This is a genomic window from Methylobacterium fujisawaense (genome assembly GCF_014138435.1).
Lineage (GTDB): Bacteria > Pseudomonadota > Alphaproteobacteria > Rhizobiales > Beijerinckiaceae > Methylobacterium > Methylobacterium fujisawaense.
The window spans coordinates 156444-170260 of the sequence record NZ_JACJIM010000001.1 but is presented as its reverse complement, the minus strand read 5'-3'; the positions used below and the strand labels follow the sequence as shown (position 1 = coordinate 170260).

The following is a 13817-nucleotide window of genomic DNA, read 5'->3' as shown; positions in this document are numbered from 1 at the left end:
GCCGAAGCCGCGTCGGGTGCGGATCCCGTCGGCGGCGGGACAGGTAGCAGGGGCTTGTTGCGATGTTCGAGTTTCCGGTTCTGGTCGGCGACATCGGCGGCACGAACGCGCGGTTCGGCCTGATCGAGACGGCCGGCCAACAGCCCCGCCTGCTTTCCCACGAGGCCACCGCCGACCATCCCGATCCGTCGAGCGCCATCAGGGCGTCGCTGGCGAAGGGGGGCGGGCCTTCGCCGCGCTCGGCCATCCTGGCGATCGCCGGCCGGGTCGACGGGCCGGAGATCCAGCTGACGAACGCGCATTGGAAGATCGCCGGCCAGCGCATCGCGGCGGATTTCGATCTCTCCGCCGCGGTGGTGGTCAACGACTATGTCCCGGTGGCGGCCGGCGCCGCCGATATCGAGCCCCACGACCTCACCCCCGTGGGGCCCTGTCCGCCCGTGCCCGGCGGCGCGCGGGTTGTGCTGGGCCCCGGAACGGGCTTCGGCGCGGCGGCGCTGGTGCCCTACGCGGCGCATCTCGCCATCGTGTCCACCGAGGCCGGCCACACCGATCTCGGCCCGGTCGACGCGTTCGAGGAGAAGGTCTGGCGCGTCTTGGAGCGGGTCGAGGACCGCGTCACCGTGGAGACGGTGCTGTCGGGTCCGGGGCTGTCGCGGCTGCACGCGGCGATCGCCCATGTCCGGACCGGGCAGCCGCACGGGAAGATCGAGCCGGCCGCCGTCACCGAGGCGGGGCTCAACGCCACCGATCCGCATGCAGCCGAGACGCTCGAGCTTTTCGGCCGGGTGCTCGGCCGAGTCTGCGGGGATCTCGCGCTGACCTTCCTGGCGACCAGCGGCATCTATATCGGCGGCGGCATCGCGCCCCGGATCCTCAAGGTGCTCGCGGAAAGCGGCTTCCGCGCCGCCTTCGAGAAGAAGGCACCCTTCGCCGCCATGATGCGCCAGATCCCGACCAGCGTGATCACCGTCCACGATCCGGCCTTCCGGGGCCTGGCGGCGCTGGCGAACGAGGGCGCCAAGTTCGTCTACCACGGGCAGGTGTGGCGCAAGGAGGCGTGACGGACGGGCGCCGTCGCCGCCAACGGGGCGAGGCGACCGGCGACGGCGCCCCGTCAATGGACGGGGCGCCGCCCGGACGGCAGCGCCCCGGTCGCGGCGGCGACGGCCCGTGAAGGCCGGCGCTCAGGCCGCCGCCAGCGGCTTCGAGACCTCCTCCAGGGACTTGCCCTCCGCGGCCGTGCCCCAGATCCCGCCGACGATTGCCGCGATGAGCATCAGCACCGCGCCGAGGCCGTAGCCGAACAGGACCCAGTCCCGCGAGCCGGTCTCCACCAGGCTGCCGAACAGGAGCGGCCCCGACACGCCGCCGATACCGGTGCCGACCGCGTAGAAGGCCGCGATGGCGAGCGCCCGGATCTCCAGCGGGAAGGTCTCGGAGACCGTGAGATAGGCCGAGCTCGCCGCCGCCGAGGCGAAGAAGAACACCACCATCCAGGCCCCGGTCTGGCCGACCGGCCCGAGCACGTCGAGGCGGAACAGCAGGCCGACGCCGGCCAGCAGCAGGGCCGAGATGCCGTAGGTGAAGGCGATCATCTTGCGCCGTCCGATCGTGTCGAACAGCCGCCCGAGCAGCAGCGGGCCCAGGAAGGAGCCGAGCGCGAAGGGCAGCAGGTACCAGCCGACATGGTTGCCGGGCACCTGATAGAAGCGTTCCAGCACCAGCGCGTAGGTGAAGAACAGGGCGTTGTAGAAGAAGGCCTGGGCAATCATCAGCGCGAGGCCGACCATGGTCTCCTTGCGGCTCGTCACGAACAAAGCCTTGAACACCTCCGAAAGGGGGGTGTGGTCGCGGGTGCGGACCTTCATGCGCTTGCTCTCGTCCACCGGCGGCAGGGTCACGCCCTCGTCGGTGAAGCGCTTCTCGATGCCGGTGACCACCCGGTCGGCTTCCGCCGCGTAGCCGTGGGTCGCGAGCCAGCGCGGGCTCTCGGGGATCCAGGTGCGCAGGAGCAGGATCACGAGGCCGATGGCGCCGCCGGTGAAGAAGGCGACGCGCCAGCCCCAGGCCGGGTCGATCACCTCGGGCTTCAGGAGCACGATCGACATGAACGAGCCCAGCGCCGCGCCGATCCAGAACGAGCCGTTGATGACGAGGTTGGTCCAGCCGCGGACCCGGGCCGGGACAAGCTCCTGGATGGTCGAGTTGATCGCCGTGTACTCGCCGCCGATCCCGGCCCCCGTGAGGAAGCGGAAGAAGCAGAAGCTCCAGATGTTCCACGACAGGCCGGTGGCCGCCGTGGCGACGAGGTAGAGGGCCAGCGTGATGAAGAACAGCTTCTTGCGGCCGATCCGGTCCGTGAGCCAGCCGAAGCCGATGGCACCGGTCACGGCGCCCACGAGGTAGCAGGAGGCAGCCAGCCCGACGTCGAACTCGGAGAAGGACATCGGCGGCTGGCGCAGGGCGCCCACCAGGGAGCCGGCGAGGGTGACCTCGAGCCCGTCCAGCACCCAGGTGATGCCCAGGGCCACGATGACGAGCACGTGGAAGCGGCCCCAGGGCAGCCGGTCCAGACGCGCCGAGATGTCGGTATCGATCACGCGGCCGATCTCCGCGCGCTCCGGCGTCCCGGATCCCCCCTCGACCTTGCTCGCCATGTCCGCGTGTCCTCCCGTCTCAAGCGTTTACTGTGCCTGGACAGTGCGCATTTACCGCGACTGTAGGCAGGTGTTGGGAACGGGTTGGAAATCGATTCGGTTCGATTTCGTCTTCACATGCGCGGCGCAGAACAGGGAGGTCCACGCGGTGCCCTTCCCATGTCCTCCCGTCCTGCCCTTTCCCGCCGCCCCCGGGCTCGGCTCGTCCTGCTGACCGTCCTGACCCTCGCGGGGCTCGCCACCGTCCCCACCGAGGGGGCGGACCGGCATCTCGAACGGCCCAAGCCGCGCGTCGCCCTGCAGGCGGCCGAGCGCTGGCGGCTGCGGCCGACGGAGCCCGTGGTGACGGTGACCGGCAGCGTCCGCAGGCGGCCCGAGACCGCGATCCCCGAAGATCGCCGGAACGTCCGCCTCGTCTACCCGGCGCTGGTCGAGGCGCGCTGACCGCGCCTGCAATCGATCTCTCGCCCACTCCATCTCGACGATCCGGATCCCGTCAGGCACAGCGCCTGCTTCGTCCGCATGTGGACGGGTTCGTCGGGACGGTGCGGAGGCGCGGATGGCGGAGGCAATCGCCCTGGTCGGGTGCAAGGGGCCGGGCCAGGAGGCGGAGTATCTGCGGATCCTGTCGGCGGCCATGCCGGAGGAGCGGCTGATCCCGTTCCGGACGATGGATGATGCGGCTCGGGCGGCGGCGCGGGTCGCCGTCGTGGCCAATCCCGATCCGGCCGAGGTGGCGGCGCTGCCGGGACTCGTCTGGGTGCAGAGCCTCTGGGCCGGGGTCGAGAAGCTCGTCGGCGCCTTCGACCGGCCGCTGCCGATCGTCCGCCTGGTCGACCGGGAAATGGCCCGCACCATGGCCGAGGCCGTGCTGGCCTGGACCTATTATCTCCAGCGCGACATGCCGGCCTACGCCCGCCAGCAGCGGGATCGGGTCTGGCGCCCGCACGCCTACCGCAAGCCGTCCGACACCACGGTGGGACTGCTCGGCCTCGGGGCGCTCGGCACCGCGGCGGCGGAGCGGCTCACCGGCGCGGGCTTCCGTGTCGTCGGCTGGAGCCGCGGCCCGAAGGCCGTGCCGGGCCTCGAGACGTTTCACGGCACCGACAGCCTCCCGGCGATGCTCGGCCGGTGCGACATCCTCGTCTGCCTCGTGCCGCTGACGCCCGAGACGCGGGGCCTGGTGGATGCTCGACGCCTCGCGGCCCTGAAGCCGGGCGCCGCGCTGATCAATTTCGCCCGCGGGCCGATCGTCGTCACCGAGGATCTGATCGCCGCCCTGGATTCCGGCCACCTCGCGCATGCGGTGCTCGACGTCTTCGGGGTCGAACCCCTGCCGGCGGACTCCCCGCTGTGGTCACATCCCGGGGTGACGGTGCTGCCGCACATCTCGGGGCCCACCGACATGGACTCGGCCGCCGCCACGGTGGCGGAGAACCTGCGGGCCTATCGCCGGACCGGTCAGGTGCCGGACGGGGTCGACGCGGCTCGGGGTTATTAGGCCGCGCGTCGCGGCCGCTTCGCCCCGTCGTCCCGGGACCGCGCAGCGGTGCCCGGGATCCTGACACGCCGACGCGCCAGGATCCTGCTCCGGCGGCGGCTCCGGATCGCCCGACTCCGGCGTGCCTCTCCCGGTCCGAGCCCGCCCTGCGGTGCCCGGAATGACGGCGCAGGTGGACGGGCGCGCCGCGTGACCTTTGCCCTTCGGATTCGCGGGGACGACGCGTGGCCTCACAGCGTCGGGAATGTCGCCGCGAGGTGGTCGATCAGCACCCGCACGGCCGGCGGCAGCCCGCGCCGGGTCGTGAAGACGAGGTGCACGATCCCAGGCTGCCCCTGCCACTCCGGATAGACGGGAACAAGCCGGCCCGCCGCGATGGCGTCGGTGCAGGCATGGTCGGGCAGGAACGCGACCCCGAGGCCGGCGGCCGCCGCGTCGCAGAGCGCGGCGAAGTCGCCGCAGGTCAGGCGCGGCTCGTGACGCAGGGTGAAAACCCGGCCATCCGCCCGCTCCAGCCGCCAATCCGCCTCGCCCGGATCGTCGCGGGTCCCGAGGGTCGGGGCCGCGCCGAGGCTGGCGATATCGGGGCCCAGGCCGCGCGCGACTTCCGGTGCGGCCACCAGGATCCAGCGCGAGAGCCCGAGCGAGCGCATGGTCAGCGACGCGTCGCTGGTCAGATCCCGCCGGACCCGCAGGGCCACATCGATCCGCTCCTCGATCAGGTCGACGGGCCGGTCGGTCGCCACCAGCTGCAGCCTGACCTTCGGATGCCGGGAGAGGAACACGCGCACGATCGCGCCGACGATATCGATGAGGCCCGTCGGGCAGCTCATGCGGATCCGCCCGTGCGGCTCGGTCTGCGCCTCTGCGACCAGAGCCTCGGCCCGTTCGGCCTCCAGCATCATCGCCCTGCAGCGCTCGTAGAAGCCCTGGCCGACCTCGGTCACGCGGAAGCGTCGGCTCGACCGCTCGATCAGGCGGACGCCCAGGCGCGTCTCCAGAGCCGCGACCCGGCGGCTGAGCTTCGATTTCGGCTGGTGCAGCGCCCGGCCCGCCGCGGCGAAGCCGCCATGCGCCACCACCTCGGCGAAGTAGACGTAGTCGTTCAGGTCGGCGCGGCTCATCGTTCCTCCAGGGGAACGCTGAGTGCCATATCTGGCGACTACCGGCATCATCGTTCCGTCGGCATCTCTCCAACCAGCGGCGCACACGAAGCCGAACGATGGAGAACGACGATGGCCGGCAGGTTTCAGGACAAGGTTGTGGTTGTAACGGGCGGGACCAGCGGCATCGGGCTCGCCGCCGCCCAGGCCTTCGTGGACGAGGGGGCCGCGGTGTTCATCACCGGCCGCCGCCAGGAGGCCCTCGACGCCGCGGTGAAGCAGATCGGCGGCCGGATCACCGGCGTACGCGGCGACATGGCGAACCTCGCCGACATCGACCGCCTCTATGATGCCGTCCAGCAGAAGCACGCGCAGATCGACGTGGTCTTCGCCAATGCCGGCGGCGGCACCTTCGCCCCGCTGGGGGCGATCACCGAGGAGCACTACCAGAGCATCTTCGACACCAACGTGAAGGGCGTGCTCTTCACCGTCCAGAAGGCGCTGCCGCTGCTGCGGGACGGGGCGGCGATCGTGCTCACCGGATCGACAACGGGCAGCGCGGGCACGCCGGCCTTCAGCGTCTACTCGGCCACCAAGGCGGCGGTGCGCAACTTCGCGCGGAACTGGATCCTCGACCTGAAGGACCGGCGCATCCGGGTCAATACGATCAGCCCCGGCGTCACCGAGACTGCGGGTCTCGATGCGCTGTTCGGCGGCGGCGATCAGGCGGCGGCCACCAAGGATTACCTCGCCGGCCAGATCCCGGCCGGGCGCGTCGGCCGGCCCGAGGAGATCGCCCAGGCGGTGCTGTTCCTCGCCTCCGACGCGGCGAGCTTCGTCAACGGTGTCGAGCTGTTCGCCGATGGCGGGCAGGTCCAGATCTGAGGATGCGGCGCCGGCCGGGACGCGACACCCCGTCCCGGCCGTCGGGATGAACCCTGGCTTTATCCGGGGGTTGATGGCCCGGCCGTCCGGATCCGCATCTCCGCGGGCGGGGGCCTGGAAGGACGCTCGGATTTCATGGGTTGGCCGCGCCGCATCTTGATCACCGCCGGACTCGTGACCGTCGCGGCGGGTGTCACGCTGAGCGTGGGCCGCTTCAGCTACGCGCCGATGCCCGACCGGGCGGACCTGCTCAACCCGGACCGCTACCCGATCCAGACCGCCTTCGACGTGCTGGGACGGCGCATCTCGCGCGCGGAGGCGGACCGGCTCAACGGGACCGAGGCCGGACGGAAGGACCTCGCGCCGGGGAACGGCGCGGTCGCCATCGATCCTGCCATGGTCGAGCGCGGGCGGCAGGCCTTCTACCAGGAGACGTTCGGCAACGAGGTCTTCCTCACCGACGTCATGGGCATGCTCGACGGCGGGCTCACACCAACCGCGGTCGCCCTGGCGGTGGCGAAGCTCGGCGGTCAGGGAACCACAAACCTCCAGGTCGCCATGGCCAAGGACGTGCGCATCGGCGACCGCGTCTACCGGGCCGGCGAGCTGGTCCCGACCGGGCTCGACGTGCCGAAGGGCGGGGCCTTCATCATCGGGATCAAGACCTTCTCCGACCGCGGCCACCTGCGCATGGGCATCACCTGCGCCCTGTGCCACGCGGCGGTCGATCCCGGCACCGGCAAGGTCGTGGAGGGCGCGCCCAATACCGACCTCAATGCCGGGCTGCTGATGGCGCTCGCGAAGAACTCGTCGGCCTACTTCATGCACGCCAGCGTGCCGGAGGCCGATGCCCGGCCTTCCGCCGACCCGCAGCATACCGGCGCGACCGGGACGGGGCCGGCGCTGCCGGACGCCGCTTCCGTCGAGGCGGCCACGAAGGTGCAGGTGGCGAGCTGGCCGCCGGGCAGCTTCGACTCCTCCGCCGACCGGGTCACCAACCCGACCTCGATCCCGTCGAGCTTCTCCGCCCACGGCGAGCCCTACAGCTGGAGCGGCCGCGAGGCGATCGGGCCCTTCGCGGGCCTGTCCTCGCTGAACAACAACGTCCACGCGGCCAATTCCGACACGACCCAGCTCGCCGCCGCCGCGCCCTGGCTGTTCGGCATGGATCCCGAGACGTATCTCGGCATCGTGCTGCGCGGCGCGGCCACGGAGGCGTTCCGCTTCAAGCCGGAGGTTGGCCGGAGCCCGTCCGAGGTGCTGCGCAGCGTCGATCCGACCCCGGCCTCGCCGGGCCTGAACAGCTACGCGGTCCTGCCGACCTATCCGGCGACCAACTACGTCACCGACAACGGCCTGTTCACCTCGGTGCCCGGGGAGCCGGTCAACCACGCCAACAACGCCATGTCGGCGTTCCAGAACCTGCTGCACCCGCCCGCCGCCGGACAGGATCCCGAAACGGTGCGCGCCGGCCGCGCGGTGTTCGAGAAGGCCGGCTGCGGGACCTGCCATGCCGGGCCGGCGCTCACCAACCACCGGATCGTCCCGGAGGCCGAGATCGGCACCGAGCCGACCCGGGCCCGGGCGGGCGCCAAGATGGAGGCGCGCCTGTCGCCGCCGACGATGTTCGCCACCGACACGCCGTTCCCGGTCCCGGCCGATCCGGTGATCGTCCCGGTGCCGCTCGCGGGCGACGCGCTGGCGCAGGTGCAACTCGCCTGGGGGCAGGGGGGCACGGAGGGGGGCTACAAGGTGCCGAACCTCGTGGGCCTCGCCTGGACGGCGCCGTACCTGCACGATTCCGGCGTGGCGGTCGGGCCCGATGCCGAGGGCCAGCTGGGCGTCCCGGGCACGCTCTACAGGGGCGTCGCCCCCGATCCCGCCAACAGCCTGCGCGCCCTGGTGGACCGGGATCTCCGGGCCAAGGTGATCGCCGCCAACGCGGCCTCGGATACGGCGCGGATCGCCCGCGTCACCGGCAAGGGGCACGCCTTCTGGGCGGATGCCGGTTCGGGCGTCTCGCCCGAGGAGCAGCGGGCGCTGATCGCCTATCTGCTGTCGGTCGATCGTCTGACCGAGCCGGCCGCGACGCCCTGATCCGGGCGGTGCCACCGGTGGTCCGGGTCACTGCATCGGGGAGCCCTCGCCGCCCCACTGCATGGCCGGGCGCAGCGCATCCCGCGCGGTTCAGATGACCGCCTCGATCAGGCCCCGCCGCTTGGCCTCCTCGGCCTCGAGGTACCAGTTCGACGGCGCCTTCTCGAGCACTTCGTCGAGGGTCACGTCCGAGCCCTGGATCAGGTTCGAAAACCCCTCGTTCTGGATCGCGATCGAGCACTGGATCTCATTGAGCGTCGCCGTCACGGAGGCGATGCAGGTGGTGAGCGGCCCCTCGATCTGGAACTGCTTGTTCATCTTGCGCTCGTGGATCATCAGCCGCGTGCCGCAGGTCAGGTATCGGTTCGGCCGGGCGAAGAAGCTCATGAAGGTGGTGCCGGCCGAGTAGATCGCCGCCTTGCCGAGGAAGACGAACCGCCGATCCGGGTCCATGGCGCTGTTGAAGCGGATGTCCTCGCCCATCATCCGGGCCACCTCCGGATCGCCGCCGAGCGTCGTCAGCTCGACGACGACGATCTCGCGGTCGGCCGCCGCCCCGAGCTGGCGGTGGAAGTCGCGGTACATGTCGTAGTCCACCGCGCCCGACAGCAGGACGGCGGGGGCCCGGAACGCGGTGGGGCCGAGGGGCGTCGTGTCCATGGTTCTCCTGATCGAATGACCGGCGTTCAGCGTGCCGGGTCGGGGGGACCCTCGCCCTTGCCCACGAAGGGGATGCCCGCGATCGGGCATTCCTCCGTGCCGACGCTCTGACGGGTAATGGCCCGCACCGCGTCGCGGGTTCCGTCGGGATCCTCGATCCAGCGCCGGTAGAAGTCGTAGGGGCATTCCGACATCCCGTGCCGGTTCTCCTTCGAGTTGATCATGCCCGTGTAGCCGCGGTGCAGGAGCTTGAAGAGGTGGTTCTCCGACTGGCCGTGGGCGCGGAAATCCCGGATCAGGAACTTCGACAGGGCCGCGTACTGGATGCCCATCTCCTCCTCGCCGCACTCGCCGAGCGTCCGACCGTCGAAGCCGATGATCGCCGAGTGGCCGAAATAGGTGTAGACGCCGTCGAAGCCGGCGGCGTTCGAGACCGCAACGTAGACGTTGTTGGCGAAGGCCATCGCCTTCGAGATGACGACCTGCTGCTCTTTCGCCGGGTACATGTAGCCCTGGCAGCGGATGATCAGCTCGGCGCCCCGCATGGCGCAGTCGCGCCAGATCTCCGGGTAGTTGCCGTCGTCGCAGATGATCAGGCTGATCTTCAGTCCCTTCGGACCGTCCGACACGTAGGTGCGGTCGCCCGGATACCAGCCCTCGATCGGGGTCCAGGGCATGATCTTGCGGTATTTCTGGACGATCTCGCCCTGGTCGTTCATCAGGATCAGGGTGTTGTAGGGCGCCTTGTTGGGGTGCTCCTCGTGGCGCTCGCCGGTGAGCGAGAACACGCCCCAGACCTTGGCCTCCCGGCAGGCGGCGGCGAACACCTCGGTCTCGGCGCCCGGGACCGTGGAGGCGGTCTCGTACATCTCGGCGGCGTCGTACATGATGCCGTGGGTCGAGTATTCGGGGAAGATCACGAGGTCGAGGCCGGGCAGGCCGCTCTTCATGCCGACGATCATCTTGCCGATCGCCTTGGCGTTCTCCAGCACCTCCGCGCGGGTGTGCAGGCGCGGCATCTTGTAGTTCACGACGGCGACGCCGACGCTGTCCTGGCTGGACGAGATGTCTCCGTGCATCATGGCGTGATGTCCTCCTGAGGATTGTTGCGCCGAGGCGCGCCGTGACCCTCCCCCCTCTGCGGGGGAGGGCACCCTGCGCAGCAGAGGGGAGAGGGGCAGCGCGACGCGGCAGGATCGCGCGTCCGTCGCGACAGATCCGGATGCGGCGCTCCTCTCTCCCGACCCTCGCTGACGCGAGGGCCACCCTTCCCCGCAGAGGGGGGAGGGCTATGCGCGTCCGACTTAGTGGCTGATCATCCAGGGCCGCGCCTTCGGGAAGCTCTTGGCGGCGGCCGGGGCCGCGGTCGCCTTCTTGGGGGTGCAGCAGCCGCAGCCGGCCCCGTGGCTCCCCGAGCGACGGGGCGCGTGGCGGCTGCGCTCGTTGGTGGCGTGGGCGGCCCGCAGCCCCGCATCCATGCCGGCGATGCGCGGCGCGGTGAGGAAGGCGCGCTGGCTCGAGCTGCCGCAGTCCGGGCAGGCATGCGGATCGCGGAACTCGGCCATCGGCCGCATCACCGTGAAGGGCCCGCAGGCCTCGCAGGCGTAATCATAGACGGGCATGGCGACGCTTTCAGAAAGGCTGCCGGATCAGACCGCTGTCGGGCGAAACGCGGGTTCCCTCTCCCGTGCGGGAGAGGGACAGGGTGAGGGATGCGACCTCTCCGGAAAGACCGGGTCCCTCACCCCAACCCTCTCCCGCACGGGGGAGGGGGCAGGTCGCGTCCGATGAAAGCGGGCGCGACACGCAGCAGACGGCCTGATCACAGATCCGGCGAGAGCGGCATCTGGATCGAGCCGTCGAGGAACTGGGTCGGTCCGTCGGCGCCCGGGTTGATGTCGAACTCGAAGATCTTGGTCGGTATCCAGAGCGTCGCGCACGCGTTCGGGATGTCGACCACGCCCGAGATGTGCCCCTGGACCGGCGCCGTGCCGAGGATCGAGTAGGCCTGGGCGCCCGAATAGCCGAACTTCTTGAGGTACTCGATCGCGTTCAGGCAGGCCTGCCGGTAGGCGATGTGGACGTCGAGGTAATGCTGGCCGCCGCTCTCGTCGACCGAGATGCCCTCGAAGATCAGGTGATCGTCGTATTTCGGCGTGATCGGCGACGGCTTGAAGATCGGGTTCTTGATCCCGTACTTCGCCATGCCGTCCTTGATCAGCTCGACCTTGAGATGGACCCAGCCGGCCATCTCGATGGCGCCGCAGAAGGTGATCTCGCCGTCGCCCTGGCTGAAATGGAGGTCGCCCATCGAGAGGCCGGCGCCGGGAACGTAGACCGGGAAGTAGATCTTCGAGCCGCGCGACAGGTCCTTGATGTCGCAATTGCCGCCGTGCTCGCGGGGCGGGACCGTGCGGGCGCCCGTGGCGGCAGCCTTGTCCTTCGCGTCGCCCTTCAGGCGGCCCATATGGGCGGTCGGCCCGAAGGGGAGGGTGGCCAGCGCCGGCACGCGCTCCGGATCGGTGTCGTAGAGCGCCTTCTCGCGGGTGTTCCAGGTCTCCAGCATCTTCGGATCGGGCAGGCAGCCGATCAGGCCGGGATGGATCAGGCCCGGGAAGCGCACGCCCGGCACGTGGCGGGACTTGGTGAACATGCCCTCGAAGTCCCAGATCGACTTCTGGGCCTGCGGGAAGTGCTCGGTGAGGAAGCCGCCGCCGTTCTTCTTCGAGAAGAAGCCGTTGAAGCCCCACTGGCTCTCGGGCTTTGCGCCGATGTCGAGGAGATCGACCACCAGGAGGTCGCCGGGCTCGGCGCCCTCGACGCCGATCGGACCCGAGAGGAAGTGGACGATCGACAGGTCGATGTCGCGCACGTCGTCGGCGGAATCGTTGTTCTTGATGAAGCCGCCGGTCCAGTCGTAGGTCTCGACGATGAAGTCGGCGCCCGGCTTCACATAGGCGACCATCGGGATGTCCGGGTGCCAGCGGTTGTGCACCATGTCGTTGTCGTAGGCCGATTGCGTGAGATCGACCTTGATCAGCGTCTCGGGCATGTTCTGTCTCCAGCTCCCTAGAACCTTGGGGCGGACCCCATCCGCGCGCCGGTGCGCGAATCTCACCCGCTCGCGAGCAGCTCGTTCAGCGCGTCGTCGAGGACCTTGATGTCGTCCGGGCTGGTGCCGGGCCCGCCCGCGAAATGGCCCCACCACGTGTCGATCACGCGCAGCTCCGCGTTCGGCATGGCAGCCGCCTCGATGGCGTTGTCCTCGGGCGGGAAATACAGATCCGTGGAGGCGGGCATCAGGATCGCCTTGGCGCGGATGGCGCCGAGCGCGGCCTTGAAGTCGCCCTTGAAGGTGTCGTTGGCGCTGATGTCGCCGTGCTGCCACGTCCACAGCATGGCGAGCAGGTTGTTGGCGTCGCGTTCGTAGAACAGGCCTTCCCAGAACCCGATCAGGAAGTCCTCCAGCGAGGCGTAGCCCATGTGGGTGATGTCGGCCTCGAGCCGGTAGAAGGTCTGCGACAGGCCCCAGCCGGCATAGACCCGGCCGAAGGCGCGCAGCCCCCGCGTCGGCGGGCTCGTGTACCAGCCCTCCGCCCAGGCGGCGTCGGCCTGGAGCGCCGCCTTGGCGCCCTCCAGGAAGACGTAGTTGTGCCGCGAGCACTTGGCCGAGCCCTGAAACGGCAGGATCTTCGGCACCATGTCGGGGTACATCGACGCCCAGTGGTAGGTCTGGAGCGCCCCCATCGACCAGCCGGTGACCAGAACCAACTTCTCGATGCCGAAATGCTCGGTGACGAGGCGGTGCTGGGCGCGGACGTTGTCGTAGGCGGTGACGTTGGGGAAGCGCGGCCCGTTCCAGGGCGCGGGCGTGTTGCTCGGCGAGGACGAGAGCCCGTTGCCGAACATGTTCGGGATGATGATGAAGTACTTGTCCGGGTCGAGCGCCTTGCCGGGGCCGATCAGCCATTCGTTCTCGGTGTGCTGGCCCGAGTACCAGGTCGGGTAGACGATGGCGTTGTCCTTGGCGGGGCTCAGGGTCCCGAAGGTCTTGTAGGCGAGCTTGGCCGCGCGCAGCGTCTTGCCGCACTGAAGGACGAAGTCGCCGAGTTCAAAGATCTCGTAATCGGCCATTCCGCGCTCCTCAGACCGACAGGAACCGGGCGACGGCGGCCTCGTCGATGCCGTCGCGCGGGGCCTCGTGGACGATGGCGCCGTTCTCCAGCACGATCACCCGGTCGGCCACGTCCAGGGCGAAGCTCAGGACCTGCTCGGACACGACGATGGACAGGCCGCGCGCGTCGCGGATCTTCTTCAGGGTCCGGCCCATCTCCCGGATGATCGAGGGCTGGATGCCCTCGGTGGGCTCGTCCAGAAGCAGGACCTTCGGGCGGCTCGCGAGCGCCCGGGCGATGGCGAGCTGCTGCTGCTGCCCGCCCGACAGGTTGCCGCCGCGCCTTCCCTTCATCTCCAGGAGCACCGGGAACATGTCGTAGAGGTCCTGCGGCACCTTGCGGGTGCCGGTGACCGTGAGCCCGGTCTCGATGTTCTCCTGGACCGTCATGGTCGAGAAGATCATCCGGCCCTGCGGCACGTAGGCGAGGCCCTTGGCGACCCGGGCATGGCTCTTAAGGGCACCAACATCCGCCCCCTCGACCCGGATCGACCCGGCCTTGACGGGAACGAGCCCCATCAGGGTCTTCATCAGGGTGGTCTTGCCCATGCCGTTGCGGCCCATCACGGCGACGATCTCACCGGGGGCCACCGAGAAGGTGAGCCCGTGCAGGACCTCGCTCTGGCCGTAGGCGGCGTGCAGGTCCTGGACGGCGAGCGCCGGCGTGGCGGATGGGATCGTGGCGAGCGGGGGCGCCTGGACGGGGGCCGAGTGCGCGGTCTGGAGCGACGCCATCG

The 13817-nt window shown here is 70.0% G+C and carries 13 protein-coding genes; 5 read left to right on the top strand and 8 right to left on the bottom strand.

Features of this window, described 5'->3' with window-relative positions:
- Positions 1-62: 62 nt before the first annotated feature.
- A complete protein-coding gene (locus GGQ91_RS00770) occupies positions 63-1064 on the top strand; it encodes a glucokinase (RefSeq protein ID WP_182591163.1) in 1002 nt (333 codons plus the stop codon).
- A 123-nt stretch (positions 1065-1187) separates the two neighbouring features.
- Here the strand turns inward: GGQ91_RS00770 and GGQ91_RS00765 are convergent, their stop codons facing one another.
- Positions 1188-2660, bottom strand: coding sequence for an MFS transporter (locus GGQ91_RS00765; protein ID WP_043349334.1), 1473 nt, complete (start codon positions 2658-2660; stop codon positions 1188-1190).
- Positions 2661-2819: 159 nt separating this feature from the next.
- Between GGQ91_RS00765 and GGQ91_RS00760 the strand changes: the two genes are divergently transcribed.
- Entirely contained in the window at positions 2820-3104 is a 285-nt protein-coding gene (locus GGQ91_RS00760; protein ID WP_236961717.1) for a hypothetical protein, read from the top strand.
- A gap of 115 nt (positions 3105-3219) precedes the next feature.
- Entirely contained in the window at positions 3220-4161 is a 942-nt protein-coding gene (locus GGQ91_RS00755; RefSeq protein WP_182591162.1) for a 2-hydroxyacid dehydrogenase, read from the top strand.
- A gap of 230 nt (positions 4162-4391) precedes the next feature.
- Here the strand turns inward: GGQ91_RS00755 and GGQ91_RS00750 are convergent, their stop codons facing one another.
- Positions 4392-5285 carry a LysR substrate-binding domain-containing protein gene (locus GGQ91_RS00750; protein WP_053610493.1) on the bottom strand — a complete coding sequence of 298 codons (894 nt, stop codon included), beginning with the start codon at positions 5283-5285 and terminating at the stop codon, positions 4392-4394.
- 111 nt (positions 5286-5396) lie between these two features.
- Between GGQ91_RS00750 and GGQ91_RS00745 the strand changes: the two genes are divergently transcribed.
- Both GGQ91_RS00745 and GGQ91_RS00740 read left to right on the top strand, forming a co-directional pair.
- Entirely contained in the window at positions 5397-6149 is a 753-nt protein-coding gene (locus tag GGQ91_RS00745) for an SDR family NAD(P)-dependent oxidoreductase (RefSeq protein WP_043349326.1), read from the top strand.
- 135 nt (positions 6150-6284) lie between these two features.
- Entirely contained in the window at positions 6285-8246 is a 1962-nt protein-coding gene (locus GGQ91_RS00740) for a cytochrome C oxidase Cbb3 (protein ID WP_182591161.1), read from the top strand.
- Between the two features lie 90 nt (positions 8247-8336).
- On the opposite strand, the gene GGQ91_RS00735 is transcribed toward GGQ91_RS00740, so the two are convergent.
- The 6 genes from GGQ91_RS00735 to urtE all read right to left on the bottom strand — a co-directional run bounded on the left by GGQ91_RS00735 (position 8337) and on the right by urtE (position 13815).
- Positions 8337-8906 carry a ClpP family protease gene (locus tag GGQ91_RS00735; RefSeq protein ID WP_182591160.1) on the bottom strand — a complete coding sequence of 190 codons (570 nt, stop codon included), beginning with the start codon at positions 8904-8906 and terminating at the stop codon, positions 8337-8339.
- A 26-nt stretch (positions 8907-8932) separates the two neighbouring features.
- A complete protein-coding gene (locus GGQ91_RS00730; RefSeq protein ID WP_182591159.1) occupies positions 8933-9988 on the bottom strand; it encodes an aliphatic amidase in 1056 nt (351 codons plus the stop codon).
- Positions 9989-10210: 222 nt separating this feature from the next.
- A complete protein-coding gene (locus GGQ91_RS00725; RefSeq protein WP_043353431.1) occupies positions 10211-10528 on the bottom strand; it encodes an FmdB family zinc ribbon protein in 318 nt (105 codons plus the stop codon).
- Positions 10529-10728: 200 nt separating this feature from the next.
- A complete protein-coding gene (fmdA, locus tag GGQ91_RS00720; RefSeq protein WP_043353434.1) occupies positions 10729-11958 on the bottom strand; it encodes a formamidase in 1230 nt (409 codons plus the stop codon).
- Positions 11959-12020: 62 nt separating this feature from the next.
- Positions 12021-13040 carry an alpha/beta fold hydrolase gene (locus GGQ91_RS00715; protein ID WP_043381787.1) on the bottom strand — a complete coding sequence of 340 codons (1020 nt, stop codon included), beginning with the start codon at positions 13038-13040 and terminating at the stop codon, positions 12021-12023.
- A gap of 10 nt (positions 13041-13050) precedes the next feature.
- Positions 13051-13815: an urea ABC transporter ATP-binding subunit UrtE gene (urtE, locus tag GGQ91_RS00710; RefSeq protein ID WP_246410526.1), complete on the bottom strand. Its 765-nt coding sequence runs from the start codon at positions 13813-13815 to the stop codon at positions 13051-13053.
- Positions 13816-13817: the final 2 nt, after the last annotated feature.